A 26,905-nucleotide genomic window follows, 5' to 3' on the forward strand; every position below is an offset into this window, starting at 1 on the left:
CTCATTTTGTAATAGGTTGTTTTTGAAAGGAAATGGATAAATAAAACAATTTAAAGTTTAAATTTTCTCAAAAAAGAGAAAGGTAGAAAGAATATGATATATTCAAGCTATCCAAACATATTTTTTTAGGGAGAATAGGGAAATGACAAATAACAATCAAATAGGTGAAAATAAGGAACAAACCATTTTTGATCATAAAGGAAATGCAATTATGACAGAAGATAGGGAAATACACATTATTTCAAAATTCGAAGAACCTCTTATTGTCGTGTTAGGAAATGTATTAAGTGATGAAGAATGCGACGAATTGATTGAATTGTCTAAAAGTAAAATGAAGCGTTCTAAAGTTGGTTCATCACGTGATGTAAATGATATTCGAACGAGTAGTGGTGCATTTTTGGACGATAATGAACTTACTGCGAAGATTGAAAAACGAATTTCATCTATCATGAATGTTCCTGTGTCGCATGGAGAGGGATTACACATTTTAAATTATGAAGTGGATCAACAATATAAAGCGCACTATGATTATTTTGCGGAACATAGTAGATCAGCTGCTAATAATCGTATTAGTACGCTTGTCATGTACTTAAATGATGTAGAAGAAGGCGGAGAAACGTTCTTTCCGAAATTAAATCTTTCTGTGCACCCTAGAAAGGGAATGGCAGTATACTTTGAGTATTTTTATCAAGACCAATCATTAAATGAGCTTACGTTACATGGAGGGGCACCTGTAACGAAAGGTGAGAAATGGATTGCAACACAGTGGGTGAGAAGAGGCGCTTATAAGTAAAAGCGTGTATATAACGTTTTGTTCTTCATTGTATAAGGAGAACAAAACGTTTTTTTATTAAATAATGAAATCTTTCGTTATAATAAAAAATAATAACGGATGATTGAGAGGAACGAACATGAAATCTATATACATAACCGGTTATATGGGAGCTGGGAAAACAACAATTGGAAAAGCGTTAAGTAAAGAACTTCATATGGATGTTGTCGATACAGACCAAAAAATTGAAGAGAATCAGGAGAAGGCAATTCGTGATATTTTTGCCGAAGAAGGCGAAATCGCTTTTCGGGAATATGAAAGTGAAATGTTACGTTCACTACCCAGTTGTAATGTAATTATTACAACTGGTGGTGGAATCATCGAGCGAGAGGAAAACCGAAAGTGGATGAAGGAAAATGGAACTGTCGTGTATTTATATTGTGATCCACATGTAATTGCAGAAAGACTCCGTGAAGATACGACGCGTCCACTATTTCAGAAGAAAGATATAGAGGCATTTGTGGCAAAATTTGAATCGCGCCAAGCTTATTATGAAGAGGCTCATATTCATATCGATACGACGAATAAGTCTGTAAAGCAAATTATGAATGAATTAAAAGAAAAGATTAATGAATAAAAAAGTGGACATACTAATCAAGTAGAGGTGATGATAATATGTCTACTAATGATTATGTTCGCTTTGTGACACAGCAGTTTGTGTCGTATATGGATGCTCCAAAAGAAGATCGTAAACAAAAGAAAGAACAACGCCGTGCTGAAAAAGAGCCATTTATGAATAAGTGGTTTGGTGTTATGCCGCTAAGTGCTGCTTTGTTTTATCGAAACGTAAAAGATAAAAGAAAAAAATCAAGTTAACGATTTCGTAATATGTGTAGCAAAATGAAAATCCCCTAGTAGTATGATGCTACTAGGGGATTTTCATTTACTGTACAGATTCTTTTTCTTCTGTAACAGCATGTATTTTATTGTTTACCCAAACAAATCCAATTCCGATACAAATGGAAATGCCCCACCCAACAGCGGTCATAATCGCTCTCATTTCACCATAGCCATCTACACCGAAAACAGAGATGAAATAAATTTTTAAGAAGCTTTTTAATATAAATTGTAGCCCGAAAAATAGCGTTAAATATTGTAGTGCTGGATAGATACGACTATCACGATACAGTTCACGACTTTTATCACGGTCATGGCCTTGCAATGCGGCAATATCTGCTGCGAAATATAACATAAGTGGTTTTTTTATAAAAATTGTACATATGACGATAATACCGAGTACGATGTGATAATACGCATCGTTCCACAACATTCGTTCAGCTGATCCAGATAATAGGTCTAATGTTGTATTAGAAATGAGTGTAATTAAAATAAAGAACCCTGTCACGTTAAACTGTTTTTCTTTTTTAAAGGTATACAGTGTATAAATAATCCCTGGAACAGAGGAAAGTAACATCGCGTAATAAGGATCGATATAAGGTTTTGCAAATTTCCAAATGAGGAATGGGATTACGAGATAAAAGACAAGATCTAATATAGCTTTTTTATTTTGATTCATATAAATCCTCCTTAAGTCATACATATATTTTATAATATAATTTCTGAAAATTGTATAAGGTTTAATGGGAAAAGAAAAAATATATTAATTTTTGAGGGATTAGTAGATTAAAAAAATTGCCCCTAGCGTAGTAAGTTTTTTTAGTATATAATAAAGGAAACGCTTTCATTTTTTGGTTTGTTCACAAAATGGACGGAAAATCACATATTTACTATCGATATGTTGCTTTATAATGAAACTAATTAAATATACATGCATACAATATTGTGAAATAAATAACATAAATAATCTATATAAATGTAAACGTTATCAAAATAGAGAGGTGGAGACAATGAGTAAATTTTTCTTCAATCATAATCCAGCAACAGTAGAGGATGGAAGGCTTGTTAAGTATGCTGAAATTATTTATGGAGAAGGTGGCCGTTCTGTATTAGAAAATTTAATGGTGAAGGCATCTATCAGATTGCGTGATCGTTATCCGAATAAATCTGACGAGCAGATCTCGAACCTAGTAAATAAAGGCATCCATGATATGTTTCAAAAATACGTGAGTGAGTAAGAGTAGCCAATGGCTGCTCTTATTTTTTTGTATAAGGATTGTATCTCTAGCTGAAAATAAGGATGTATTTTGAAAGATATAAAAAGGAGTGATAAAGATGAGCAATGGAATTGGTCGTTCAAAAGAAAATCTTCCAACTGATGCTAATCATGTGAGCGCAAAGGATCGTGCGCATCAAAAACGTATGGCAAAGCAAAAACAACAAGAGCGTAATGGCGATAGAGGATAACTCAAAAAAAGCTCCTTCTAAAACAGAAGGGGCTTTTTAAGAAAGAAAATGATTCGCAGTAACATAAAAGAGTCCGCCGTTAATAATTTGCACTGTAATGCGGGGTTCATATTGTTCTTGCAAGGCTTGCTTTTCAATTTCATAGCTTTCGGGAAGTTCATCACTCTCTTCATAAAAACGATTTAAAAGGTCTAAATCGTGATTCCAGCGCACTCTTGCTTCTTTCGCCCACGTATGGTCATCTTCTGCAATAATATTCTTTAAAGCATCCTCTATACGTTGTAAACCGCTTTGCGGTTTAATGATAGGCGAGAGCGTAAAACAAAAGTCAGGTATTTTCGGTGTAAGTTTAATTTTAGCTAATGTTTCATGAAAGTTTGCAATCATTGTGCCAGAAATGAGATGAATCCCAATGGAGTGAAGGATGTCTTTTTTTCGATCACATTGATAGGAAACCTTTATATTTACACCGAGCCAAGGATGGAGCGGTGTATGCGTTGCCCCGCTATGCCGTACTTCCTCATATAAACGTATGTAAGAGCCTAATTCTTTTGTCGTTTGGAAAATTTGATGAAGACGTGGTGAACCGTAGTGAATAAGCTCACCATCGTTTTCTTCACTTTCTGGATTTGTAAGAAGAGTAAGGCGCATCGGATTCGGTACGCCTCCTGTTTTCTCAAGATAGTGCCAATAAAAAGGACGGTTCATTAATAATTTATCCATCTCAATTGTTAACTGCACATCTAATAGATGAGGGGAGCGCTTTAAAATTTCGCAGTTATTCGCCTCAAAAAAATTGTATAAGTAATTATGAATTTCATGTTGCTGCATAGCCTTGCACCTCAGCTTCATTTCGTTTCGCGAAGTCGATAATAGATGTTAAGTTTTCCATCTTAATTCGGATTTCTCCTTCGCTTTTTGACTGCGCAAAGATTTCTTGAATATGCGCGTCGATGTTTTTCATATTAATTCTCGTTAAAATTTCATCAAGCTCGCCGATAACACGCTCAAATAAATTGATTTTTTCATATAACAGTTTCAAAATATGTTCTTCAACAGTATGTTTTGTAGCTAAGTTATAAATATGAACATCATTCTTTTGACCAAGACGGTGAATACGTCCGATTCTTTGTTCAAGACGCATTGGATTCCATGGCAAGTCATAATTGATCATATGGCTACAAAACTGTAAGTTAATCCCTTCGCCACCAGCTTCCGTTGCAATTAATACTTGTGCGTGGTTTTGGAAAAGCTCCTTCATCCAATCTTTCTTCCCGCGTTTAAACCCGCCGCGGAATGGAACGGAAGAAATACCGTGTTGTTGTAAAAACCATTGTAAATACATTTGTGAAGCTCTATATTCAGTGAAGATAATGACTTTATCGTCAATTTCTTTTATAAGCTCAAGAGCTTTATTCGCTTTTGAGTTGAAAGGAATATGATTAATTTTGTCCATTAGCACATCAATATGTGGGTCCTTTATGTAATGCTCATTTTCTTTCTGCCTTTTTTCCACATGTTTTTTTAATGAGTAGTAAACAGCTTCACGACTACTACACGCTTCCCGTTTTAAAGTTAACGATGAGAAAGCAGATGTGAAGGCATCTTGTCCTCGCCAATTTTCAATACCATTATACAAAGCTTGCTCTTCTTCATTAAACTCAACAAAAATTGTACGTACATGTCTCTTTGGCCAATCAATTCCGGTATTATGACGTCGATTTCGGACCATCACTTTGTTAATAAGAGCTTTTAAATCTTCATCAGATTCGGCGGAACGATTTTTTGAAGCGTAATATTCTTCAAAGTTGGATTGATTGCCTAAATGTCCTGGCTTTAATAAAGAAACGAGGTTGAAAATTTCATCAATCTTATTTTGAACAGGCGTAGCGGTTAATAATAAACAAAATTTCTTTTTTAATCGTTGTGCAAATTCATAGTTTTTTGTTTTATTATTTTTAAGTTTATGTGCTTCATCGATAATAATAAGGTCATATTCTAGGTTCAAAACGATATCGCGATGCGGTGAACGTTTTGCAGTATCAATTGATGATACAATCACATCCGCTTGTTCCCACGAGTAGCTTTTCTTTTGGGCTACAGCTGGAATAAAAAACTTTGTATTTAATTCGTATGCCCATTGTGATACGAGAGAGGCAGGGACGAGTATAAGTACTTTTTTCACAAGGCCGCGGACCATATATTCTTTTAAAATAAGCCCAGCTTCAATCGTTTTCCCAAGTCCCACTTCATCTGCTAGTATCGCTTTACCATTCATTTGTTCAATGACATTTTGAGCGACTTCTAATTGATGAGGAAGTGGTGTGAAATGAGATAAATGTTTCGGTGCTTGTAATCCATCGAAAGTAGGAACAAGTAACGATTTTTCTGTTTTATAAGCTAAATGATATAAATCCCAATTTGTCCAAGGACCATCTTCATTAATTCTATTTAAAAAATTGTTTTGCCACGTTCGATCTACGGAAATATCGACATTCATTACGACTCTCCCACCTTTTATAAACTAAAGTAATTATTAAAAAAATCTTTATTATATAAGCCTTGTAATAAGGCGCTATTACACATACTGAAAGTTAAAGAATAGGCAAAGATAAAGGGCTGAATTTTGAAAGTTGTATTTAATAAGATTAAGAATGAAAAATTCTAAATTATTTTTTATGCTAGAATATTGATGAAATATAGCGAATAATGTTAGGATAATGGTGTGAAATGTGTGGAATCTTTCGTATTTTATCCAAGAAAGTGATTTTTTATTTACGCTTTCATAAAAAAATATAATGAGATTCCGTATATCCTATCTTTTCAGAGTGAAAATGTTTAGGTATGGCGAGCAACTTTTATTGATTTGTCAAAGCATAAGGGGGAGAGAGCATGATTACATTACAACGTACACCGTTATTTGATGTATACGCGAAGTATGGTGGAAAAACAATCGACTTCGGTGGTTGGGAATTACCAGTTCAATTTTCAAGCATTAAAGAAGAACATGAAGCTGTACGTACGGCTGCAGGTTTGTTCGATGTGTCTCATATGGGAGAAGTTGAGGTAAAAGGTGTAGATAGTTTAGCATTTTTACAACGTGTTGTTACAAATGACGTTTCTACTTTAAAGGTAGGAGGCGCACAATATACAGCTATGTGCTACGAAAATGGTGGTACAGTAGATGATTTATTAATCTACAAACGTGGTGAAGAAGACTATTTATTAGTAATCAATGCATCAAATATCGAGAAAGATTACGAATGGTTAGCTAGCCATGTAATTGGCGATGCGACAGTAGTCAATGTTTCTAGTGAAGTTGCACAGCTTGCAATTCAAGGTCCAAAAGCAGAAGGCATTTTACAAAAAGTTGTGTCAGAAGATTTGAAAGAAATTAAGTTCTTTAAATTTAAAAACGATATTCTTGTAGATGGAATTCCAGCACTTGTATCTCGTACAGGTTACACAGGTGAAGATGGATTTGAAATTTACTGTAAGAGTGAAGATGCTGCAAAACTTTGGGAGAAACTTCTTGAAGTTGGAGCAGAAGAAGGCTTAAAAGCATGTGGTTTAGGTGCTCGTGATACACTTCGCTTCGAAGCAACATTACCACTTTATGGTCAAGAATTATCAAAAGATATTACACCGATTGAAGCTGGCATTGGCTTTGCGGTAAAACCAAATAAAGAAGCAGACTTCTTTGGAAAAGAAACGTTAAAAGAGCAAAAAGAAAACGGTGCGCCTCGTAAGTTAGTCGGCATCGAAGTAATCGAACGTGGAATTCCTCGTACACATTACCCTGTATTTATTGGAGAAGAAAAAATCGGGGAAGTAACGAGTGGTACACAATCTCCAACGTTAAAGAAAAGCATTGGTTTAGCACTAATTGATGTAAAATACGCAGCAGTTGATACAGAAGTAGAAATTGAAATTCGTAATAAACGCGTCAAAGCAGTAGTTGTTCCAACACCATTTTATAAACGTTCAAAGTAACGGGGAGAGGGGTAGATTTCATGTTGCATCGTTATCTTCCAATGACAGAAGAAGACAAAAAAGAAATGTTACAAACGATCGGCGTTCAAACGATCGATGAGTTATTCTCTGATATTCCAGAGAGTGTTCGTTTTAAAGGGGATTTAAAAATTAAAGAAGCAAAATCAGAGCCAGAGCTGTTAAAAGAGTTGACTCAAATGGCTAGTAAAAATGCTAACTTAAAAGAGTACGCTTCTTTCTTAGGAGCAGGCGTATATGATCATTACGCTCCAGTAATTGTAGATCACGTTATCTCTCGCTCAGAATTTTATACAGCTTACACGCCATACCAACCAGAAATTTCACAAGGGGAATTACAAGCAATCTTTGAATTCCAAACAATGATTTGTGAATTAACAGGAATGGATGTAGCAAACTCTTCTATGTACGACGGAGGTACAGCTTTAGCTGAAGCGGCAATGCTAGCAGCTGGCCATACTCGTAAAAAGAAAATTCTTGTATCTAGCGCAGTTCATCCAGAATCAAGAGCAGTACTTGAAACGTATGCAAAAGGTCAACATCTTGAAGTTGTTGAAATTAATCATAAAGATGGTGTAACAGATTTAGACGTATTACAAAGTGAAGTAGATGATACAGTTGCTTGTGTAATCGTTCAATATCCAAACTTCTTCGGACAAGTTGAAAAATTAGCTGATATTGAAAAAATCGTTCATCAACAAAAATCATTATTTATCGTTTCTTCAAATCCATTATCATTAGGCGCATTAACACCACCAGGAAAATTTGGTGCTGATATTGTAATCGGTGATGCACAACCATTTGGTATTCCAACGCAGTTTGGTGGACCACACTGTGGTTACTTTGCAACAACGAAAGCATTTATGCGTAAAATTCCAGGACGTCTTGTTGGACAAACTGTAGATTCAGATGGTAAACGTGGGTTTGTATTAACGTTACAAGCACGTGAACAGCATATTCGCCGTGACAAAGCGACGTCTAACATTTGTTCAAATCAAGCGTTAAATGCATTAGCAGCATCAGTTGCAATGACGGCACTTGGTAAACAAGGTGTGAAAGAAATGGCACGTCAAAATATTTCTAAAGCACAATATGCAAAACGTCAATTTGAAGCGCAAGGCTTCACAGTTACATTTGCTGGACCATTCTTCAATGAGTTTGTTGTAGATTGCAAGCGTCCAGTGAAAGAAGTAAACGATGCATTATTACAAAAGAATATTATCGGCGGTTACGATCTAGGCCGTGATTATAAAGAGCATGAAAACCATATGCTTGTAGCAGTAACTGAGCTTCGTACAAAAGAGGAAATTGACACACTTGTAAACGAAATGGGGGCTATCCAATGAAGAACCAAGACCAAGCACTTATCTTTGAAGTGAGTAAAGAAGGACGCATAGGATATAGCCTACCAAAATTAGATGTAGAAGAAGTGAAACTAGAAGATGTGTTTGAGAGCGATTATATTCGAGTAGAAGATGCTGAGCTACCAGAAGTATCTGAACTTGACATTATGCGCCACTATACAGCACTTTCAAACCGTAACCACGGTGTAGATTCTGGATTCTATCCACTTGGATCTTGTACGATGAAATATAATCCGAAAATTAATGAGAATGTAGCTCGTTTCGCAGGATTTGCAAATATTCATCCATTACAAGATGAAAAGACAGTACAAGGTGCAATGGAATTAATGTACGACTTACAAGAGCATTTAATTGAAATTACAGGTATGGATACTGTTACATTACAACCAGCAGCTGGTGCACACGGAGAATGGACAGGCTTAATGTTAATTCGTGCATACCATGAAGCAAATGGTGACTTTAACCGTACGAAAGTAATTGTTCCTGACTCTGCTCACGGCACGAATCCAGCATCTGCAACTGTAGCTGGTTTTGAAACAATTACAGTAAAATCAAATGAACATGGTCTTGTTGACTTAGAAGATTTAAAACGTGTTGTAAACGAAGAAACAGCAGCACTTATGTTAACAAATCCTAATACATTAGGTCTATTCGAAGAAAATATTTTAGAAATGGCAGAAATCGTCCATAACGCAGGCGGTAAATTATACTATGATGGTGCAAACTTAAATGCGGTATTAAGCCAAGCGCGCCCAGGAGATATGGGATTTGACGTTGTGCATTTAAACCTTCATAAAACATTTACAGGTCCTCACGGCGGCGGTGGCCCAGGTTCTGGTCCAGTAGGTGTGAAAGCAGATTTAATTCCGTACTTACCAAAACCAATTTTAGAGAAAACAGAAAATGGCTATCACTTTAACTATGATCGTCCAGAAGCAATTGGGCGCGTAAAACCATTCTATGGTAACTTCGGAATTAACGTTCGTGCATACACATACATTCGTTCTATGGGTCCAGATGGACTACGTGCAGTAACGGAGTATGCGGTATTAAATGCGAACTATATGATGAGAAGATTAGCACCATTCTATGATCTTCCGTTCGATAGACATTGTAAGCATGAGTTTGTATTATCAGGTCGTCGTCAAAAGAAACTTGGTGTACGTACATTAGATATCGCAAAACGCCTGCTTGATTTCGGTTACCATCCACCAACAATTTACTTCCCATTAAATGTGGAAGAATGTATTATGATTGAGCCGACAGAAACAGAATCAAAAGAAACATTAGACGGTTTTATTGATAAGATGATTCAAATTGCTAAAGAAGTAGAAGAAAATCCAGAAGTTGTACAAGAAGCGCCACATACAACGGTAATTAAACGTTTGGATGAAACATTGGCTGCTCGTAAACCAGTTTTACGTTATGAAAAGTTAGCTCCTGTACAAGTTTGATTAGCATAACAAAGGAAGAACTCGCTATATGCGGGTTCTTTTTTTTTGTATGGAGAATTTGTGCAGAATTAGTGAAGAAAATGTTAAAAGTTTATATTTTTTGTTTCATAATGGTGTAAAGAAGCAGTTTCATAGGTGATTTTGTTGAAAAAGTCGGTTTGATAAAAGTATTTATTTTTGTTAGAATTTTATTGAAATTAAGAAGATGTAATGAGATAGGAATGACTCATTTTTATGTATATGTGAAAAAACGAGCAAGCTGGGGGTGAAAATGTGGGATATCGGTGTTATAGAATGATATACCATTTAGAAAACGGAAAAACGATTAAAGATGTAAAAGAATTTTGTTATCGAGATCAAGGAAAAGTACTAGAAAGAGTAGCACATCGTGTAATGGATAATAGAGAAGTGACGGCAATTGATAAGCAAGGAACAATCATTTCAATAGCATGTGAGGACATTGTAAAGGTGGAACTTGATTACATAACAGAAAGTTAACCTTGAGTCATATCGAATTATTCGATACAATATACTGTTGAATGGTGACGAGAGAAGAGAGGAGTTTATTATGGGTAGTACAAGACACTTTTATATGTTTATCTTAGCGTTTGTTCTTGTTGTAGCATTAACGATTTATTTAATTGTTGATAGCACTTGGTACAATACAGTTCATCCGGCATTCCTTCTGTTTATGTATGTAGGAATTGCGGTAGTGAGTTTTGGAATGAGAGATGAGATGTTAGATCGCTTTGAAAAGTGATACATATACGAAAGACCAACAGGAAAATGTTGGTCTTTTTTTCTTGCCAAAAATAGGATGGTGTGTATATACTGTATATATAAGGTATACACAGTATATACACACACTGGAGGAAAACATGAATATTATTATTTCGAATTCTTCCCAAGACCCTATTTATGTGCAAATAAGAAAACAATTAAGCCAGCTTATTTTAAATGGTGGTTTAAAGGGTGGAGACCAATTACCGTCTATTCGTAGCTTAGCGAAGGAATTACAAGTTAGTGTAATTACAACGAAGCGTGCGTACGAGGAGCTTGAAAAAGAAGGATATATAGAAACTGTTGCTGGGAAGGGGACTTATGTTTCACGTGAAAATAATGAGATACTAAAAGAACAAAGGCTTCGTCTATTGGAAAGTAAAGCGGAAGAGATTGTGAATGAAAGTAAAGCGTTGCAGCTTTCACTTGAAGATTTACAGCAGATGATTGCGTGTTTATATGAGGGGGAATAAGAGATGTTAGAGCTAAAGAACGTTTGTAAAAGTTATCAAGATTTTGCAGTGAAAAATATAAGTTTTACGTTACCACGCGGATATATTATGGGATTTGTCGGACCGAATGGAGCAGGGAAAAGTACGACGATCAAAATGATTATGAATTTAATTAGAAAAGATAGCGGTGATATAAAAATTTTTGGCAAGGACAATAAAAAAGCCGAGAAGGAAATAAAACAAAATATCGGTTTTGTATATGATGAAAATCATTACTACGAAGATTTAACGTGTGAACAAATGAAACGTATTATTGCACCGCTATATAAAAAGTGGGACGAAGAGCAGTATCAATCGTATATGCATCGATTGCAAGTTCCGAAGTATAAAAAAATTAAAGAATTATCAAAAGGGATGAAAATGAAATTTGCGATTGCTATCGCACTTTCACATCACGCAGAGTTTATCATTATGGATGAACCGACAGCAGGGTTAGATCCAGTTGTTCGAAGTGAATTACTTGATATGTTGCAAGAAATTGTAATGGAAGATGAAGTATCCGTATTATTCTCAACGCACATTACAACAGATTTAGAGCGCATCGCAGATTATATTACGTTTATCAACGATGGCGAAATTATATTTACTGGTGAGAAAGATGAATTAATGGAGAACTACGTAATCGTAAAAGGAAGTAACGATTTATTAGACCGAGAAGGAAAAGAGCTATTTGTGGGATTAAGAAAAAATAAGTTCGGTTTCGAAGGTTTAGCGAAGGATAAACAAGCAATTGTCGATTGGTTTGGAAATGAGGTTGTACTAGAAAAGCCTACATTAGATGATATTATCGTTTACACTGCGAAAGGGAGAGGTGCCTATGCGTCAGCTCATTTATAAGGATTTGTTCTTTTTTCGGGTGATGTGGTTAGTAAATTTTGTTATGCCCCTTTTGTTTTTTATGTTAGAGCCAAGTGGTGAATTTTTATTTCCGATGAGTTGTCTATTTATAACCCTTTCCTCCGTTATGACGTTAATTTTTATGGATGAAAGGAATAACAGTGACATTATTATAAATAGTTTACCGGTAAGCCGAAAGGATATCATAATTGCTAGATATGTTTCCAGTGCAATATTTATTGTTGGTGGCATACTCTCTACGATGTTAGTTGTTTTTCTTGTAAGAGGTATTGTGGTCATTGGTGATATCGGTGCCTATCATCCTAATCTATACATTGAAATTCCATGGTATGAAGTAATAAATGGAGCTGTTTACGCCGTATTTTTTGTTGTGATACTTTTCCCTAGTTATTACGGTACAAAATCGAAGGTAGTAAGAAGTATAGTATCAGCAGCGTCAATGGGAGTCGGTGTAATTTTTTGGATGTTTATTAGTGATGGGCTGAATGAAACAACACCTTCATTCATTGAGTGGATTATGAATCCTATGCATATTGGTGTATTTATAGTTGGATTCATTACATTAGTTAGTATTTATATCGTTTCTATGTTTCTTACAATTAAAATTTATGAAGCACGTGATTTATAGAGAGGGGAATTCATATGCAACAGTTGATTTTGAAGGAGTTTTTCTTACAGAAGAAGATGTTTCCTTTCTATTTTTTAATACCTATTTTATCTGTTTTTAGAAATTCCATAGAACCGATGGGGATTGCAATAGGATTATTTATAACATGTAGTACGATTATATATATTTCTTTTTATTATGAAGAAAAAAGTAAAACAGAAAAAGTATTAGTGAGTTTGCCTATAATGAGAAAAGAGATAGTTATAGCTAAATATATTTCAAGCACATTATTTATTATAGTCGGTTTGAGTATAACTTCTATAGTCGTAATATTAGGAAATATTTTGTTGAACAGAGATATAGTTATTCCTGGATATGCAGTGTTTTCAGCAATAGTAGCAACTTTAATTTATTGTGTAGTAACGATACCTGCTAATTACATTGGGGGATATAAAGCTATTACTGTCTTGAATGTGATTATGCTATTTCCTCTAATGGGTATGATTGGTCTTATGTGCAATATTTTTGGTGATAAAACAATTATGTTAAAAGTACTCCACTCTCAAGAGGTTACACTAGCAATGAGTGTTCTTGGTATCGGAGTGTTAATAAGTATAGTCATGTCAATGTTTCTCTCAATGAAAATGTTTCAGGAGGCAGAGTTATAGAAGGGACATTTTCATATTAGGAGGGTAAAACATGATCAAGCAATTAGTCTTAAAAGATATGATGTTACAAAGAAAGTTAGGGTTTGCTTATCTTATATGTTTGTTTTTCCTTGCTATTGTTGATTTTCGTAGTGATAGTTTCCTTATGACGATTAGTGTATCTATACCTTTTCTTGGTATGGTACTGTCAATGAGTTATGAGGGGAAAAATAAAAGTGAGATGATAGTAAATAGTTTGCCGTTTGAGCGTAAAGAAATTGTCATAGCAAAATACATATTTGTAAGTATTTTAGTTGTTTTAGGTGGGATTTTCTCACTTGTAGTTGGTTTAATTCAGTTACAAAATGAACATATAACTGTATTTATGCTATGGGGAGAGATTCTTGGCGGAATAACGGGAGGATTGGTTTATAGCATGATTGTACTCCCAATCGAATTTTCAGTAGGATATAGTAGTGCAAAACAAATTGCTCCTTTCATCGGAATTGCATTTGGGTATTTAAGTGGATTGATTGTAAGTAACGTATGGTTAGATGTAGAGAATGCTTGGAACACGAGTCTAGTCGTAAATATTTGTTTTATAGCAGGACTCCTTCTTTTATATGTTATGTCTATGTTTTTCTCAATTCATTTGTACAATGAACGTGATTTATAAGGAGGGAGCGATTGTGAAGCAACTTATAATAAAAGACTTTATCATGCAGTGGAAGTATTTAATATGGCACTTAATGTATCCTCTTTTCTTGTATATGACATTAATAGATATTAAAAGTTTTTACATGATTATGTCAGCTATAATTCCAGTAATAGCAATTTTAAAAACATTTAATGACGATAAAAAATATAATAGTGAAGTAATAGTAAATAGTTTACCGCTAGCGAGAAAGGAAATCGTATTAGCTAAATACATAATGGCACTTATTATTTTTATTATAAGTATGATAGTGTCTAGTCCTGTAGTAATCAATCGATTTGAAGATGGAACTTTTGAATTTATAACGACAACAGTAATTACGATTTCTGGCTTTGTTTTTATATATTTAAGCATTGTTTTACCGATATTGTTTTGGTTTGGCTATAAAAAAGCTTCTTTAATTACGCTATTCATACTAATAGCACCGACAGCAATTGGTACTATGTTCTTTGAAATCAGCATGGAACAAATTCAACTATATAACAGCTTGTTATTCATTAGTTCAATATGCATGTTCATAGTATCTGTCTTCGTTTCAGTGAAATTGTATGAGAAGAGAGAATTTTAAAAGGTGCCTTATATAAGGCACCTTCTTCAATAACGACAATATGAAAGTAAGAGTTTATAAACAGACAGGCTGTTTGGTACAACATCTTTTGGAGTATGTAATATAAAGCTGAAAATGATAACGAGAATGAGAAAGAGGAAAAATAAAAATAGGATCTGCTTATGTATAGAATTTTGCATATTATCCACTCCTTTTTTAGGTAGTATGTCCAAAAGAAAGGAGTGTATGAAAAATGTTAGGGGGAGAATGATGAACAAAAGAAAATGGTTATATAGAATAGGGATATTTTTATTTTCAATCGGTCTCATTTTAGCAAATTTTTATGCAGATATACCATCGCCATTTCCTAATTTGCATAAAGGGATTGGTATAAGCATTGTCATAGTTGGTCTTCTTTGTCTTATCGTATCAAACTTCTACAGAAAGTCTGAATGAATATAAAAAAGGACAGTTACTCTTTTTCAAAAGTACTGTCCTTTTTAAATAATTTATTCCATAGTTTGGCGATACTCCATATAATGACGATTGCAATGGAGGCAATAACTGACCAAACAATAGATGCAATTTCAAGTGCCATGTTAGGAAGAAATGTAAGAATGGATACGACTCTATGAAACAACCATTCTATTATATAAAAACTGATTTGCAATAGAATGACGATCCCGAGTGTAATCCATGCTAACATTTGTTTTCCTTTTTCTTTCCACATGACAGTCACCTCACGTTAGCTTAATAGTTTTAAGCCAACAGCGCCGCATAGAATGCAACTTAAGAAGGCAAGACGACGCCAATCCGCTGATTCGCGGAAAATAAGAATACCTAGAAGTGCACTTCCCGCAGTTCCGATTCCAGTCCAAATCGCGTAAGCAGTTCCCATCGGTAACGTGTTCATCGCAAGGGATAAGAAGAAGAAACTTACGCCGAAGTTAGCGATTAAAATAACTTTTGGTGCCCAGCCTTTCTTTTCAGTGGCTACTTTCATAAAGAGTACACCAATAATTTCACAAATACCAGCTAGAATTAAAAATAACCAAGCCATTTTATGCGGCCTCCTTCGCTTCTTTTTCTTCTGTTACTCGTTTTAGCCCAATTACTCCGAAGAAGATTAAACCAATTAATAGAACTTTTACAATAGAGAAAGGTTCTCCAAAGACGAAAATTTCTGTAAGAACGATCCCGCCAGCTCCAATTCCTGTAAAGACTGCGTATACAGTGCCGACAGGTAAATCTTTATAAGCTCTAAATAATAAGACGAAACTAATTGTAATTAATAACGCAACACCAGCCCATTCAAGTGGTGCCTCCGCTTTTTTAAGTCCAATAACCCAAAAGATTTCAATAATACCAGCTATGATTACATAAATCCATGCCATATGTCATTTCTCCTTCCTACCAGTCGTTAGGTAAAGGGCTTAAAAACGACGCATTGCAAAGGAGCAATCCGTCAGTTTGAAAGGCCTCGCCAAAATACTTGCCAAGAGGCGTTTAAACGAGTCTCAAAGCGATTTAAACCTGCGAATAGTAGTTCAACCATAAGTCCGTCTAGTAAGCATAGAAAAGCTTCTAGAGCGTCTTCTACTTCAATGTTATGCAGTTCACTTTGCTCGTTTGCCCGTTTAAATATAGGGAATAAAAGTTTTCCGACGTTCTCAATGTGTGTATTCGCTTTTTCGATAATTTGTTCGCGAAATGCATCAGGCGGAAAATAAGAAGTTCGTAACCAAAACATTGATTCTTCACTTTCACCAAATCGTTTTGCGTAGCCCTTTAGTAACTGTAAAAGCAATTCTTCAGTAGACGAATTTGAAAATTTTTCGATATCGTCTGTGAAGCTCTGTAAATCTTTTTGAAGAGCGGATTCTAAGCATATAAAATATAGCTCTTCTTTTCCTTTAAAGTGTGCGTAAATCGATGGTTTTTTAATCCCGACTTCTTGAGCAATATTTGCTAATGAAGTTCCTTCGTAGCCGTAGCGTGCGAAATGAGAAAGTGCTACAGCTTTAATGCGGTTTGCTGTCATTTTCATCCCCTACCTACCGTTCGTTAGGTTCATTATATGAGATGGAAAATATAAAGTCAATAGGTGAAGAGCTGAAAAAGAGCGCTATAGGTAACGCTCTTTTTTCAGACAGTATCTCGCTCAATTAAATGGAATGAAAGCTCTTCTGCCTTCCCGGCAATTTGCTCGCTTTGGATTTGTTTATGGAATAAAGAAAAAGCATGTGAGCCCATTGCGAGACCGGGGTGTTCAATTGTGGAAATTTCTAACGCCTTTGAAATTTCATGATTATCAAATCCAAGGATAGCAAGTTCTTCAGGGACTCGAATGCCATGTTTTCGCGCCTCTGTTAATAAACCAGCTGCAACTTGATCGTTCGCTGTAAAAATAGCGGTTGGGCGATTTTTCATGTTTAAAATGCGATGAAGTATTTTTGCACCATCCTGCATCGTATAGCATTGATGAAAAATCCAATCTGGATGTACCGTTTTACCTTCGTTATGCAGCGTATCAGCAAATGCTTTTTCGCGCTCCATAGAATTTGCACTCGTTTTTCTTGCTAAACAGATTCCGATTTTTTCATGGCCTTTACTGAGTAAATAGGCAGTGCCGAGACGGAAGCCTTCATAGTGATCTACGTAGACGGAGGAAATGAGGGGATGCTTTATCTTTTCACATGAAATAATAGGGGCAAATTTTGCGAAAGGTTCAATTTGTTCCCAAGAACTCGTTCGAGAGCAAATAATCATTCCATCGAATTGTTTCATTTTCATCATTTCAAGAACACGAATCTCTTCGAGGCTATCGTAATTTGTTTGACATAAATTAATGTGATATCCAGCTGCTAACGCTTCGTTTCCGATTCCTTCAATAATTGTACTGAAGTATGGAAGATTAATGAAAGGGAGCATAACCCCGATTGTATATGTTTTTCCCTTTATTAAATGAATAGCATTTATATTTTTTGCATAGTTCAATTCTTCAACAGCATCTAGAACACGCTTACGTTTTTCTTCTTTTACGTAAGGGTGATTATTAAGGACGCGGGAAACAGTTGATATGGATACACCAGCGGTTTTTGCAATTTGTTTTATATTGGCCATATGTATCACCTCTTTCCTTTATTATAAAGGGAAAATAATAAGAATGAAAAAATCTTGACCTGAAAAGCTTTTCACAAACTATGTTATAAACATGACTTCTGTTATTCGCGTAACCTTTTTAGTTGAGCGTGAGAATGATGGGGGTCTTTTTTGCGTCTATAAAAGAGTTTTTGTCAAAATGTGTGAGAATAACGTGGAAAGTTTTCAAAGGGGGAGTTTGTAAATGAGGCGAATATGAATAGCATACAAAGTGAAACTTTAATCAGTCGGGCATGTCCCGCGGATTATTAGCTCCACCAATCGGGCATTAACGCTTTATTCATAAAGAGAGCGGTATGAAGAAAGGGCGGAAACAAATTGAAAAAAAGAATCATTTGTTTCGTGTTTTCTAGTCTAGTGCTAAGTTCATGTTCGTTTCAGCAAACGATGCAAGAAGAAAAAAAATTTGTGGGAACAACAGGGGGAGCGATGGATCGTGTTACGGATCCTATTCCGCTAAAGGAGCTTCCGAAATATTTTCCAGTGAAATTTAAAGTTCCGGCGTTTTTACCGTATGACATTACGAGTGATGTGAAGGGGGAAGTTAGAGCGATTGGGAAAAAGAACGCTGTCTTAATGATTAAATATAAACAGCGGGAGCCAGGTAGAAATGAGTATATTGAGTTAAATGTTGCGAACTTTCCTTATAGTTTTCCGGATCTCGTGGAAGAGAAGCGATTTCAAGAACAAATGAAATTGAATAGTGGAGCATTCGCTTATTTTAAAAATAAGGATGACTCTGGGCGAGGAGATGAATTCTCTACGCTTATTTGGAAAGAGAAAGGACTTGAATATCAGCTGCTGTATCGTAATGTGCAAGAGAATGATAAAGATGTGACTAAGCAAAATTTAGTATACATTGCGAATAATATGGAATGAAAAAACTAGCTGAATGATTCAGCTAGTTTTTGTATGTTATTATTTCTTTTTAATTTTTCCAGTCCACGTTTTGAATCCACCTTGTAATTGGTAGAAATCTTTGTAGCCTTGTTTCTTTAAGTATTGAGCTGCACGACCAGTACGGAATCCGCTTTGGCAGTATAAGTAAACTGGTTGATCTTTGCGAAGTTCTTTATGACGAAGGCGAATTTGTGATAATGGAATGTTACGTGCGCCTAAAATATGTCCTGCAGTATATTCGTCTGCTTCGCGAATATCGATAAGCTGTGCTTTGCGGTAGCCAGCGCGAAACTCTTCTTCTGAAAGTGTTTTAATTAATTTTCTCTGATAGAAATACATCCATACAGTGTAGCCGATGAACGCTACGATTACGGCTAATAAAATAATCCAAGTTGTTGACACGGTTCTATCGCTCCCTTTTTTCTTATCCTACTTTCAATATTATAATGCCCGTATGTATTTATGCAACAGATTCATTTGCATATAAGAAGAAATTTCGTATTCTTTCACAAATTTTGTCGAATTTGGTAGACTAGAGAATGTGAAAAATAATTGGTTATATGAGGTGCAGGATGGGAAAAGAAAAATGGTGTTATATTAACTCTGGTCAATGTTCACCGGCATTTAATATGGCGTTAGATGAATGTTTATTAAATTGGCAAAGTGAAAAGAAAATGCCACCAACCATTCGTTTTTATGAATGGGAAGTACCAACATTAACAGTTGGGTATTTCCAGCGTGTTGAAAAAGATATTAATATGGATGTAGTTAACGAAAAGAAATATGGATTCGTTCGTCGTCAAACAGGCGGCAGGGGTGTACTACATGATAAAGAATTAACGTACAGTGTTATTGTGTCTGAAGATCATCCAAATATGCCAAAAACAGTTACAGAAGCGTATCGTATTATTTCGCAAGGTTTATTAGACGGTTTTAAGGCATTAGGATTAGAAGCATATTATGCAGTTCCAAAAACAGAAGCAGACCGTGAAAATTTAAAAAATCCACGTTCAGGAGTATGCTTTGATGCACCGTCTTGGTATGAAATTGTAGTAGAAGGAAGAAAAATCGCAGGTAGTGCTCAAACACGTCAAAAAGGTGTGATTTTACAGCACGGATCGATTCCGTTAGAAATAGATTTAGATGAATTATACGATCTGTTTTTATTCCCGAATGAACGTGTAAAAGAGCGTATGAAGAGTATGTTCTCTTCTAAAGCGGTAGCAATTAATGAATTAACAGACCGTACGTTTACAATCGAACAGTTAATTAAAGCGTTTGAGGTTGGGTTTGAAAAAGGATTAGATGTAGAGCTTGTTCCGTATGAATTAACAGAAGAACAGTTACATGAAGTGCAAACATTAGCAAAAGAGAAGTATGAAAGTAAGGAATGGAATTATAAAAAATAAGAGGTGGCAATTGCCACCTCTTATTTTTTATAGTAAATTAAGTACTTTTTCTACTTTGATTCCTTTATCTTGTAAAGAACGAAGGCGATTTACAACGTCCATAATTTCTTTGTCAAATGTAACGCTAATACCTTGGCTTTGCAGTTCTTTTTTTAAGCTTTCAATAGAATCATCTATGTCGATGCCAAGCTCGTAATCTTGACAAACTTCAATTGTCTTTTTCACAAGTTTAACATAATTTTCTTGTAGTTTTGTATTTGTTTCAGTCAAAGCAGGTTGCTTCGGTTTTGCAGGAGCGACCGGTGCTGTCTCTTGCTTTGTAACTGGAGTTGGTGCTGCTTTTTTCACAGGTGCAGGAGTAGATAGTTCCACAGCTGCTTCTACACTTACTGGCTTCGGTGTCGGTACCGGAGTAGGTTTAGGTGCTGCAGGTGTTTCTACTCGCGTAACAGGTTTTGGAGCAGGTGCAACTGCTTTTGGAGCTTCTACAACTACTTCTTTTTTCGGAGTAGCTTCTACAACAGTTTCTTCTTGCTCAGCAGCTTCTTTATTCTCTTTGCTCCACATAACGCGTTCAACTTCTAGAGAAACATTATTTTTGTTCATCGCTGTTAATGTAACTTTACCAACTTCAGCGTTCCCAGTGAAATCAACAATTTTATAAATAACACTCTTGTTCCAATCCACGTTTCCGCTCAAAAATAATTCTTCGTTACATTTCGGCGTTAAGCCCTCGATTTTAATTTCTGCGTTTACACCGTTTTCACTATATACCATAATTAGCGAAGCATTTACATCTTCGTCTGCTAACATTAGTTCACGTACCATTTTGCCGGTGCGTACTTGCGTTTTCTTCTTAACTGACATTTAATTTCTCCTCTCAAAAATTCAGTAATAATAAAAAAATCGTATAACGAAAAATAATTGCTCACGAAGATTTATGATACCGATAATAAAAGCATCACGTCAACAATTAACTTTAATTATTTTGCATTTTTCTTATTTTCTTTATGAAATTTTTCAATTTGTAAAATTAGACAGAAGAAAAACAGCCTTTTGAAAGGCTGTTAAAAATTTGATTTTTTGTATAGTAATTTATATAAAATAAAAAATAAGATAGCGATTAAGGCGTTTTGCCAAAAGGTTAGATGATAAATAAGGTAAGGTTGTTTTCTAAAATAAATATTTACGAATATAGCTGAACAAAATGGAGTAGCAAAAGCGAGCCCGAATAGAATTCGTCTTTTCCAATTTATTTTTTGATCAAAGGAGTAACGCTTTAATAAATATAAAATAAGCAGTATTCCTAGTATAATTATTGAAACAGACAAAGTAGTTCCAGGGATACTAAAAACTGGGGTTAATTGTTCCACATTAATTGCAAAAGTTAAAATGAAAAATGAAACAATTGCATCGATTCCAAACTGTATGGTAAGAAGTAAGCTAACAGAAAATCCAATTAAAGAGGTTTTTTCTAACTTTGTTTGGGTTGGTAAAGCTGATATAAGTTCATCGCAATAAGATTGTAAATCATTACCGAAAATGTCGTAAGCACTTTTATTTTCTGCTTGTGCTTCGATAAGGTGCTCTAATATTTCTAGTAAAAGCTCCTCCATTTGTTGCTGGGGTACGTTAGATATTCGAAGATATACTAACATATCACCATAAGCAGCTTCGTTTTCAACTGTTAATAACTTTCTCTTTGCATTGTTTAACTTAACCATTTCTTTTTCAGTCATCATATCGTTACTCCTTTTTAAAGTCTAAATATTCTTTTTTGAAGAAGATTTTGTATAGTGCATAGCAAGAGATGGCAAGTAAAGCGCCGATCCAAGGTGAAATTTGTAATGTAGTATAAGGCTGTTTAATAAATAAAAAGGAAATACCGATTAATAGTATCCATAGGCTATGGCGTATTAAAAAACTGCCTACATGTCTCCAAATAGTTGTTTTGTTTTTAAATAAATCAATGTTAATAAAGTCGAAAACAAAACGTATGATGAGATGTATGGACAGTATAAATGCGAGCAGATAAATGAAATCAATGTGTACAAATTTAAAACGTGCTTCATTTGAAAATAGGGGGAATACCAATGCAATTACGGAAGAAATAGCAAAGTATATTGCTAACAGATAACTAGTTATAAATAAAGGAATCGATAATTGTTCCCATAAACTTGGCTTCGGTAGAGCAGCAATTAGTTCGTCACAGTATGCCTGTAAGTCGTCGCCAAAAATATCATAAGCACTTTTTTCTTCTTGCTGGGCTTCAATAAGATGATCTAGAATTTCAATTAGTAGTTCTTCCGCGTGGTACTCTGGCACTTTAGCTAAGCGGATGTATATTAACATGTCGCTATAGGCGTTTTCATTTTTCTTAGTTAATAATTTACGCTTTTGGTTATTTAGTTCGATTAAATCTTTCACCTTCATTCCTATCACTCCCCTTGTAATAAGTTGTTTACGGTTGTTGAAACCATTCCCCAACTTTGTTTAAACTCTTCAAGCTGCTCTAATCCTTTGTCGGTTACGTGATAATATTTTCGCTTTGGACCGAGTGAGGAAGCTTTTAATGTTCCTTCAATCAATTTTTCTTTTTGCATACGTAACAATAACGGATATATGCTTCCTTCACTTACGAATGTAAATCCGTGTTTATTTAATTTTGTACTCAGTTCATATCCGTACACTTCTTCTTGTGAAATGATGTATAGGATGCAACCTTCGAGCACACCTTTTAACATTTGGCTGTGCATGATTTCACCACCTTTTACTCAGGTAACTTGCGTTGCAAGGTAGCTGTTATCCAAATTATAACATTCAGTAACTTGCAACGCAAGTTACTGAAGTGGAAAACTTTAATGAGTGTTAATTCTTCATCGTTTCCCATACTAACGAGAGGAGGGAAGCATATGAAACCATTTATGCCAAAACTCGTTTACTTTGAACCGAAGGCACTCGAATATCCGCTTGGAAAAGAGCTGTATGAGAAGTTTACGAAGATGGGATTAGAAATTCGTGAAACGACATCCCATAATCAAATTAGAAATTTGCCAGGTGAAAATGATTTGCAAAAGTATCGTAATGCAAAGGCAACACTTGTCGTTGGGGTGAGGAAAACATTAAAGTTTGATACGTCAAAACCGTCAGCTGAATATGCAATCCCGCTCGCAACGGGGTGTATGGGACATTGTCATTATTGCTATTTGCAAACGACACTTGGGAGTAAGCCTTACGTTCGCGTGTATGTCAATCTTGATGAAATATTTGAGAAGGCAAAGCAGTATATGGATGAAAGAGCACCAGAAATAACAAGGTTTGAAGCGGCTTGTACATCAGATATTGTTGGAATTGATCATTTAACACATGCATTAAAGCAGGCGATTGAATTCATTGGAGAAAGTGAGCATGGGCGTTTACGTTTCGTTACGAAATATTCGCACGTTGATCATTTATTAGATGCAAAACATAATGGGAAAACTCGTTTTCGATTTAGTATTAATTCACGGTATGTAATCAAAAATTTTGAGCCGGGGACATCACCTTTTGAAGAACGAATTGAAGCGGCTCGTAAAGTAGCAGGTGCGGGTTATCCACTTGGGTTTATAGCTGCACCACTTTATATGCATGAAGGATGGGAAGAAGGATATCGTGAACTATTTGAGCGACTGTACAATGCGCTAAAAGATTTGTCGATACCGAATTTAACATTTGAATTAATTCAACATCGCTTTACAAAACCAGCAAAAAAGGTCATTCAAGAGCGTTATCCGAATACGAAGCTTGAAATGGATGAAGAGAAGCGCAAATATAAATGGGGACGATATGGCATCGGGAAATACGTATATAAAAAAGATGATGCAGAAGTATTGGAAGAAACGATTAGAGGATATATTCATCACTTTTTTCCTAACGCAGAAATTCAATATTTTACATGAAAAGAACTTGTATTGGAATGCAAGTTCTTTTTTCTTTTAAATATTTAGGCTTGTTTTCAACTTGTCACGTTATTCTTTCTGGTGTATCATTTTATTGATTGCTTCGTACGGAATGAGCAAAATGAAATTGGATGGAGGAAACCGATGCCTACCCCTAGTATGGAAGATTATATTGAACAAATTTATTTGTTGATTGATGAAAAGGGTTATGCCCGCGTATCTGATATTGCTGAAGCGCTGAGTGTACATCCATCCTCTGTAACGAAAATGGTGCAAAAATTAGACAAAGATGAATATCTAATTTATGAAAAATATAGAGGGCTTGTATTAACATCAAAAGGTAAAAAAATCGGAGAACGTCTCGTATATCGTCATGACTTGCTAGAGCAATTTATGCGTATTATCGGTTTGGATGAAAGTAAAATTTACAATGATGTAGAAGGAATTGAACATCATTTAAGTTGGGAAGCAATTGACCGCATTGGTGATCTAGTGCAATATTTTGAACAAGATGAGGTTCGAGTGGAAACACTTCGTGGAGTTCAAAAAGCAAATGAAGAGAAAAGTAATTAAGGGGGAACGTATGTCGTTTCCTTTTTTATTTCAACCGAAAAGGATGGGGAAATTATGAAAGCAATTATTTTTGATTTTGATGGATTAATTGTAGACACAGAAACAATATGGTTTCACTCTTTCAGAGACGCTGTTCGTGAGTACGGTGGGGAGTTACCTTTAGCGGAATTTGCGAAATGTATTGGAACGACAGACGATGTGATTTACGCATATTTAAATGAGCAATTAAAAGAGAAGTTTAACAAGGATGCATTAAAAGAAAAAGTGAAAACTTTACATAAAGAAAAAATGAAAATACCAGAAGCTCGTGACGGGGTAAAAGAATATTTAGAGGAAGCGAAAGAAATGGGATTGAAAATCGCATTAGCTTCCAGTTCATCTAGAGAATGGGTTACTTCTTTTTTGGAAGAGCTACAAATTCGAGATTATTTTGAAGTCATTAAAACAAGGGAAGATGTTGAGAGGGTAAAACCGGATCCAGCACTTTATCGAATTGCGATAGAAGATTTAGGAATTGATCCGTCTGAAGCTGTTGTATTTGAAGACTCGTTAAACGGATTAAAAGCAGCGATTGCAGCAGGATTAAAGTGCGTTGTTGTACCTAATGATGTGACAAGGAATTTACCATTTGAAAATCATCACCTTCGAATTGAAAGTATGAAAGATAAAAGTTTGAAAGAAGTACTGCAAAATATAAAAAAAGACCGTATTTCCTAAAAGGAAGCACGGTCTTTCTTTTTGTTTTTTTTACCTTCAATGACAGTTAAATGAGATTGTTTTCTTTTTCGCTTCAAAGTGGAAGGAGCGCCTTTCTTACCTTTGTCATTAGAAGCGTTGGATTTCAAGAAAGAATTGCTTAGGGGTGCTACATTTTGTTTCCCATGTTTGCGGTTCGATTGTTTCGCTGCACGCTTATAAGAGCTTTGCGAATTTGCAGAACCACTAGAATTTGTAAACATCTTGTATAGCAAATAAAAGATACCGACAACAAGTAACATGTACCCGATATTTCTTAATACACCCATTGGATTTGTAATGACAGATGAAACAAGGCCGAATATTGCTAATCCGATAATAAGCATAACTATAGCGAATGTAAACGAACGACCGTTCATAAGGGACACCTCCTAAAAACATATATTAAAATTAGTATATTAACGATGAGGAAAGGAGTTGAACACCAATTTTAAATAATTATTGTTTGTTTTCTAAACGTAATAATTCTTCAAACGATGCAATGGCTACTTCCACTTGATCATCTGTTGGTTCTTTCGTTGTTAATAGTTGCAGCCATAATCCGGGATATCCAAGTATGCGTAATACTGGAATATCGCGTAATCGATTTGTAAATTGTAACACTTCAAAAGAAATGCCGAGAACGACTGGAATTAATAAAATTCGGTTTACGACTCTGGCCCAAAGTGGGTCTGTAGGGACAAGGAAATAAACAAACATTCCAATAATGACTGTAAATATAATAAAGCTACTGCCACAGCGATAATGAAGGCGAGTTTGTTTTTGAACATTTTCTACAGTCATTGGAAGATTATTCTCATAGGCATTAATTACTTTATGCTCCGCACCATGGTACTGAAATACCCGCTTAATAAGTGGGGTTAAAGAAATAAAGTATATATAGCTCAATAATAGCATGAGCTTAATGACACTTTCGACAATGATTTGCCCTGTATGAGAAGGGAAAATCGGTCTCGTTAATTCAGCTAGTAGTGCAGGAACAGCTGTGAAAATGACTTTACCGAATATGAAAGATAAAACGCCAACTGCTGCAACTCCTAATACCATCGTTAATTTCGATTGTTCTTCTTTGTTATTTGCAATTTGTTCGTCTTCTTCTGGGTGGACATCAAATCGTTCTGAAGCAAAGTTTAAATGTTTTGCTCCATTCGCACTTGCATCCACAATAGCGGCAATCCCTCGTAAAAATGGAATTTTTTTCAGGATAGATAATGCTTTATTACGAACGCGTGGTAATCGATAAAATTCAATCGATTTATCTTTACGACGAACCGCTGTAACAGTATATTCTCTACCGCCAAACATAACTCCTTCTATGACTGCTTGCCCGCCATATATTTGTTTTGACTCTTCTGCCATGTTAACACCAACCTGTATTTGTTTCTCTCTTATGTAGAAAAAGAGGCAATTGTCATACTGGGTTCTGTCATTTTGAAATAAGACAATCACCGAGTTTCCTTTATTTTATCGACAAATACAAGTATATGACAAGGAAAAATGTTACGAGAGTCGGACATTTCTTATTCTTTTTATAGA

37 protein-coding genes and 1 pseudogene are annotated in these 26,905 nt (G+C 35.2%); 22 read left to right on the plus strand and 16 right to left on the minus strand.

Translation table 11 applies throughout. The annotated features are described in order from the left end of the window. The first annotated feature begins 142 nt into the window (after positions 1–142). The 3 genes from FS802_RS20075 to FS802_RS20085 all read left to right on the plus strand — a co-directional run bounded on the left by FS802_RS20075 (position 143) and on the right by FS802_RS20085 (position 1,648). Positions 143–793, plus strand: coding sequence for a 2OG-Fe(II) oxygenase (locus FS802_RS20075; protein WP_000183842.1), 651 nt, complete (start codon positions 143–145; stop codon positions 791–793). 118 nt (positions 794–911) lie between these two features. After that, positions 912–1,409, plus strand: a complete 498-nt coding sequence (locus tag FS802_RS20080; protein WP_098653279.1) for a shikimate kinase — start codon at positions 912–914, stop codon at positions 1,407–1,409. Between the two features lie 38 nt (positions 1,410–1,447). Continuing rightward, positions 1,448–1,648, plus strand: a complete 201-nt coding sequence (locus tag FS802_RS20085; RefSeq protein WP_000106080.1) for a YqzE family protein — start codon at positions 1,448–1,450, stop codon at positions 1,646–1,648. Between the two features lie 67 nt (positions 1,649–1,715). Here the strand turns inward: FS802_RS20085 and FS802_RS20090 are convergent, their stop codons facing one another. Beyond that, a complete protein-coding gene (locus FS802_RS20090) occupies positions 1,716–2,348 on the minus strand; it encodes a VC0807 family protein (protein WP_098653280.1) in 633 nt (210 codons plus the stop codon). 140 nt (positions 2,349–2,488) lie between these two features. After that, a pseudogene (locus FS802_RS20095) lies at positions 2,489–2,606 on the minus strand (GTP pyrophosphokinase). A 73-nt stretch (positions 2,607–2,679) separates the two neighbouring features. Between FS802_RS20095 and FS802_RS20100 the strand changes: the two are divergent. Next, entirely contained in the window at positions 2,680–2,907 is a 228-nt protein-coding gene (locus tag FS802_RS20100; RefSeq protein WP_000032702.1) for a hypothetical protein, read from the plus strand. A 97-nt stretch (positions 2,908–3,004) separates the two neighbouring features. After that, a complete protein-coding gene (locus FS802_RS31710) occupies positions 3,005–3,136 on the plus strand; it encodes a hypothetical protein (protein ID WP_000064661.1) in 132 nt (43 codons plus the stop codon). 36 nt (positions 3,137–3,172) lie between these two features. Here FS802_RS31710 and FS802_RS20105 read toward each other — a convergent pair whose 3' ends face one another. Both FS802_RS20105 and FS802_RS20110 read right to left on the minus strand, forming a co-directional pair. Then, a complete protein-coding gene (locus FS802_RS20105) occupies positions 3,173–3,967 on the minus strand; it encodes a YqhG family protein (protein ID WP_001183977.1) in 795 nt (264 codons plus the stop codon). Beyond that, positions 3,954–5,636, minus strand: a complete 1,683-nt coding sequence (locus tag FS802_RS20110) for a DEAD/DEAH box helicase (protein ID WP_001100048.1) — start codon at positions 5,634–5,636, stop codon at positions 3,954–3,956. The genes FS802_RS20105 and FS802_RS20110 overlap by 14 nt, the downstream gene beginning before the upstream one ends. A 392-nt stretch (positions 5,637–6,028) precedes the next feature. Here FS802_RS20110 and gcvT point away from each other — a divergent pair, with 392 nt between their 5' ends. From gcvT to FS802_RS20175, 12 genes are all read left to right on the plus strand, one after another. Then, positions 6,029–7,129 (plus strand): glycine cleavage system aminomethyltransferase GcvT, encoded by a 1,101-nt coding sequence (gene gcvT / locus FS802_RS20115; protein WP_000631766.1) that lies wholly within the window; start codon positions 6,029–6,031, stop codon positions 7,127–7,129. Between the two features lie 20 nt (positions 7,130–7,149). Beyond that, positions 7,150–8,493, plus strand: a complete 1,344-nt coding sequence (gcvPA, locus tag FS802_RS20120; RefSeq protein WP_000903245.1) for an aminomethyl-transferring glycine dehydrogenase subunit 1 — start codon at positions 7,150–7,152, stop codon at positions 8,491–8,493. Then, on the plus strand, positions 8,490–9,965 hold the full coding sequence (gene gcvPB / locus FS802_RS20125) for an aminomethyl-transferring glycine dehydrogenase subunit 2 (protein WP_000795689.1): 1,476 nt from the start codon (positions 8,490–8,492) through the stop codon (positions 9,963–9,965). Before gcvPA ends, gcvPB begins: the two co-directional genes overlap by 4 nt. 294 nt (positions 9,966–10,259) lie before the next feature. Continuing rightward, entirely contained in the window at positions 10,260–10,463 is a 204-nt protein-coding gene (locus FS802_RS20135) for a DUF3929 family protein (protein ID WP_000639160.1), read from the plus strand. 70 nt (positions 10,464–10,533) lie between these two features. Further along, on the plus strand, positions 10,534–10,725 hold the full coding sequence (locus FS802_RS20140; protein WP_000535935.1) for a hypothetical protein: 192 nt from the start codon (positions 10,534–10,536) through the stop codon (positions 10,723–10,725). Positions 10,726–10,843: 118 nt separating this feature from the next. Then, positions 10,844–11,218 (plus strand): GntR family transcriptional regulator, encoded by a 375-nt coding sequence (locus FS802_RS20145; protein ID WP_144525397.1) that lies wholly within the window; start codon positions 10,844–10,846, stop codon positions 11,216–11,218. 3 nt (positions 11,219–11,221) lie between these two features. Beyond that, the gene (locus tag FS802_RS20150; protein ID WP_098200002.1) at positions 11,222–12,094 is read left to right on the plus strand and encodes an ABC transporter ATP-binding protein; all 873 of its coding nucleotides are present in this window, start codon (positions 11,222–11,224) and stop codon (positions 12,092–12,094) included. Beyond that, a complete protein-coding gene (locus tag FS802_RS20155; protein ID WP_098653284.1) occupies positions 12,075–12,743 on the plus strand; it encodes an ABC-2 transporter permease in 669 nt (222 codons plus the stop codon). Before FS802_RS20150 ends, FS802_RS20155 begins: the two co-directional genes overlap by 20 nt. 14 nt (positions 12,744–12,757) lie before the next feature. After that, positions 12,758–13,390, plus strand: coding sequence for an ABC-2 transporter permease (locus FS802_RS20160; RefSeq protein ID WP_144525399.1), 633 nt, complete (start codon positions 12,758–12,760; stop codon positions 13,388–13,390). A gap of 31 nt (positions 13,391–13,421) precedes the next feature. Continuing rightward, positions 13,422–14,045, plus strand: a complete 624-nt coding sequence (locus FS802_RS20165; protein ID WP_098199999.1) for an ABC-2 transporter permease — start codon at positions 13,422–13,424, stop codon at positions 14,043–14,045. Between the two features lie 13 nt (positions 14,046–14,058). Then, positions 14,059–14,652 carry an ABC-2 transporter permease gene (locus FS802_RS20170; protein ID WP_098653286.1) on the plus strand — a complete coding sequence of 198 codons (594 nt, stop codon included), beginning with the start codon at positions 14,059–14,061 and terminating at the stop codon, positions 14,650–14,652. 246 nt (positions 14,653–14,898) lie between these two features. Then, positions 14,899–15,087 carry a hypothetical protein gene (locus FS802_RS20175; RefSeq protein ID WP_098653287.1) on the plus strand — a complete coding sequence of 63 codons (189 nt, stop codon included), beginning with the start codon at positions 14,899–14,901 and terminating at the stop codon, positions 15,085–15,087. A 16-nt stretch (positions 15,088–15,103) separates the two neighbouring features. Here FS802_RS20175 and FS802_RS20180 read toward each other — a convergent pair whose 3' ends face one another. The 5 genes from FS802_RS20180 to FS802_RS20200 form a co-directional block, all read right to left on the minus strand. Next, positions 15,104–15,361 carry a DUF3975 family protein gene (locus tag FS802_RS20180; protein WP_144525401.1) on the minus strand — a complete coding sequence of 86 codons (258 nt, stop codon included), beginning with the start codon at positions 15,359–15,361 and terminating at the stop codon, positions 15,104–15,106. A 15-nt stretch (positions 15,362–15,376) separates the two neighbouring features. Beyond that, positions 15,377–15,691 carry a DMT family transporter gene (locus tag FS802_RS20185; protein ID WP_046956356.1) on the minus strand — a complete coding sequence of 105 codons (315 nt, stop codon included), beginning with the start codon at positions 15,689–15,691 and terminating at the stop codon, positions 15,377–15,379. A gap of 1 nt (position 15,692) precedes the next feature. Further along, on the minus strand, positions 15,693–16,025 hold the full coding sequence (locus FS802_RS20190) for a DMT family transporter (RefSeq protein WP_000312344.1): 333 nt from the start codon (positions 16,023–16,025) through the stop codon (positions 15,693–15,695). Between the two features lie 71 nt (positions 16,026–16,096). Then, entirely contained in the window at positions 16,097–16,678 is a 582-nt protein-coding gene (locus tag FS802_RS20195) for a TetR/AcrR family transcriptional regulator (RefSeq protein ID WP_141545909.1), read from the minus strand. A gap of 98 nt (positions 16,679–16,776) precedes the next feature. Further along, entirely contained in the window at positions 16,777–17,754 is a 978-nt protein-coding gene (locus tag FS802_RS20200) for a LacI family DNA-binding transcriptional regulator (RefSeq protein ID WP_098189923.1), read from the minus strand. Between the two features lie 381 nt (positions 17,755–18,135). Here FS802_RS20200 and FS802_RS20205 point away from each other — a divergent pair, with 381 nt between their 5' ends. Then, complete coding sequence (locus FS802_RS20205; RefSeq protein ID WP_141545913.1) at positions 18,136–18,672, plus strand: DNA polymerase III subunit delta; 537 nt, start codon at positions 18,136–18,138, stop codon at positions 18,670–18,672. 39 nt (positions 18,673–18,711) lie between these two features. Here the strand turns inward: FS802_RS20205 and FS802_RS20210 are convergent, their stop codons facing one another. After that, a complete protein-coding gene (locus FS802_RS20210; protein ID WP_000108656.1) occupies positions 18,712–19,095 on the minus strand; it encodes a rhodanese-like domain-containing protein in 384 nt (127 codons plus the stop codon). Positions 19,096–19,265: 170 nt separating this feature from the next. Here FS802_RS20210 and FS802_RS20215 point away from each other — a divergent pair, with 170 nt between their 5' ends. Further along, positions 19,266–20,102: a lipoate--protein ligase family protein gene (locus tag FS802_RS20215; RefSeq protein WP_000514071.1), complete on the plus strand. Its 837-nt coding sequence runs from the start codon at positions 19,266–19,268 to the stop codon at positions 20,100–20,102. A gap of 27 nt (positions 20,103–20,129) precedes the next feature. On the opposite strand, the gene FS802_RS20220 is transcribed toward FS802_RS20215, so the two are convergent. The 4 genes from FS802_RS20220 to FS802_RS20235 all read right to left on the minus strand — a co-directional run bounded on the left by FS802_RS20220 (position 20,130) and on the right by FS802_RS20235 (position 22,858). Next, on the minus strand, positions 20,130–20,969 hold the full coding sequence (locus FS802_RS20220; protein WP_088048125.1) for a hypothetical protein: 840 nt from the start codon (positions 20,967–20,969) through the stop codon (positions 20,130–20,132). 200 nt (positions 20,970–21,169) lie between these two features. Next, a complete protein-coding gene (locus FS802_RS20225) occupies positions 21,170–21,841 on the minus strand; it encodes a DUF1048 domain-containing protein (RefSeq protein WP_098707531.1) in 672 nt (223 codons plus the stop codon). A 7-nt stretch (positions 21,842–21,848) separates the two neighbouring features. Next, positions 21,849–22,535, minus strand: coding sequence for a DUF1129 family protein (locus tag FS802_RS20230; RefSeq protein WP_098653290.1), 687 nt, complete (start codon positions 22,533–22,535; stop codon positions 21,849–21,851). Between the two features lie 5 nt (positions 22,536–22,540). After that, positions 22,541–22,858, minus strand: coding sequence for a PadR family transcriptional regulator (locus FS802_RS20235; protein ID WP_000556083.1), 318 nt, complete (start codon positions 22,856–22,858; stop codon positions 22,541–22,543). A gap of 156 nt (positions 22,859–23,014) precedes the next feature. Between FS802_RS20235 and splB the strand changes: the two genes are divergently transcribed. The 3 genes from splB (at position 23,015) to FS802_RS20250 (ending at position 25,330) form a co-directional block, all read left to right on the plus strand. Continuing rightward, positions 23,015–24,040 (plus strand): spore photoproduct lyase, encoded by a 1,026-nt coding sequence (gene splB / locus FS802_RS20240; protein ID WP_144525403.1) that lies wholly within the window; start codon positions 23,015–23,017, stop codon positions 24,038–24,040. Positions 24,041–24,184: 144 nt separating this feature from the next. After that, positions 24,185–24,613 carry a transcriptional regulator MntR gene (gene mntR, locus FS802_RS20245; protein ID WP_001143071.1) on the plus strand — a complete coding sequence of 143 codons (429 nt, stop codon included), beginning with the start codon at positions 24,185–24,187 and terminating at the stop codon, positions 24,611–24,613. 54 nt (positions 24,614–24,667) lie between these two features. Beyond that, on the plus strand, positions 24,668–25,330 hold the full coding sequence (locus tag FS802_RS20250; protein WP_141547097.1) for an HAD family hydrolase: 663 nt from the start codon (positions 24,668–24,670) through the stop codon (positions 25,328–25,330). Here the strand turns inward: FS802_RS20250 and FS802_RS20255 are convergent. Continuing rightward, positions 25,327–25,728 carry an SA1362 family protein gene (locus tag FS802_RS20255; RefSeq protein WP_001014467.1) on the minus strand — a complete coding sequence of 134 codons (402 nt, stop codon included), beginning with the start codon at positions 25,726–25,728 and terminating at the stop codon, positions 25,327–25,329. The two genes, FS802_RS20250 and FS802_RS20255, sit on opposite strands and share 4 nt — an antisense overlap. Positions 25,729–25,807: 79 nt before the next feature. Next, positions 25,808–26,728, minus strand: a complete 921-nt coding sequence (locus FS802_RS20260) for a DUF1385 domain-containing protein (protein ID WP_000807116.1) — start codon at positions 26,726–26,728, stop codon at positions 25,808–25,810. Positions 26,729–26,905 lie beyond the last annotated feature (177 nt).

This window comes from Bacillus sp. DE0042 (assembly GCF_007680225.1).
Classification (GTDB): Bacteria; Bacillota; Bacilli; order Bacillales; family Bacillaceae_G; genus Bacillus_A; species Bacillus_A wiedmannii.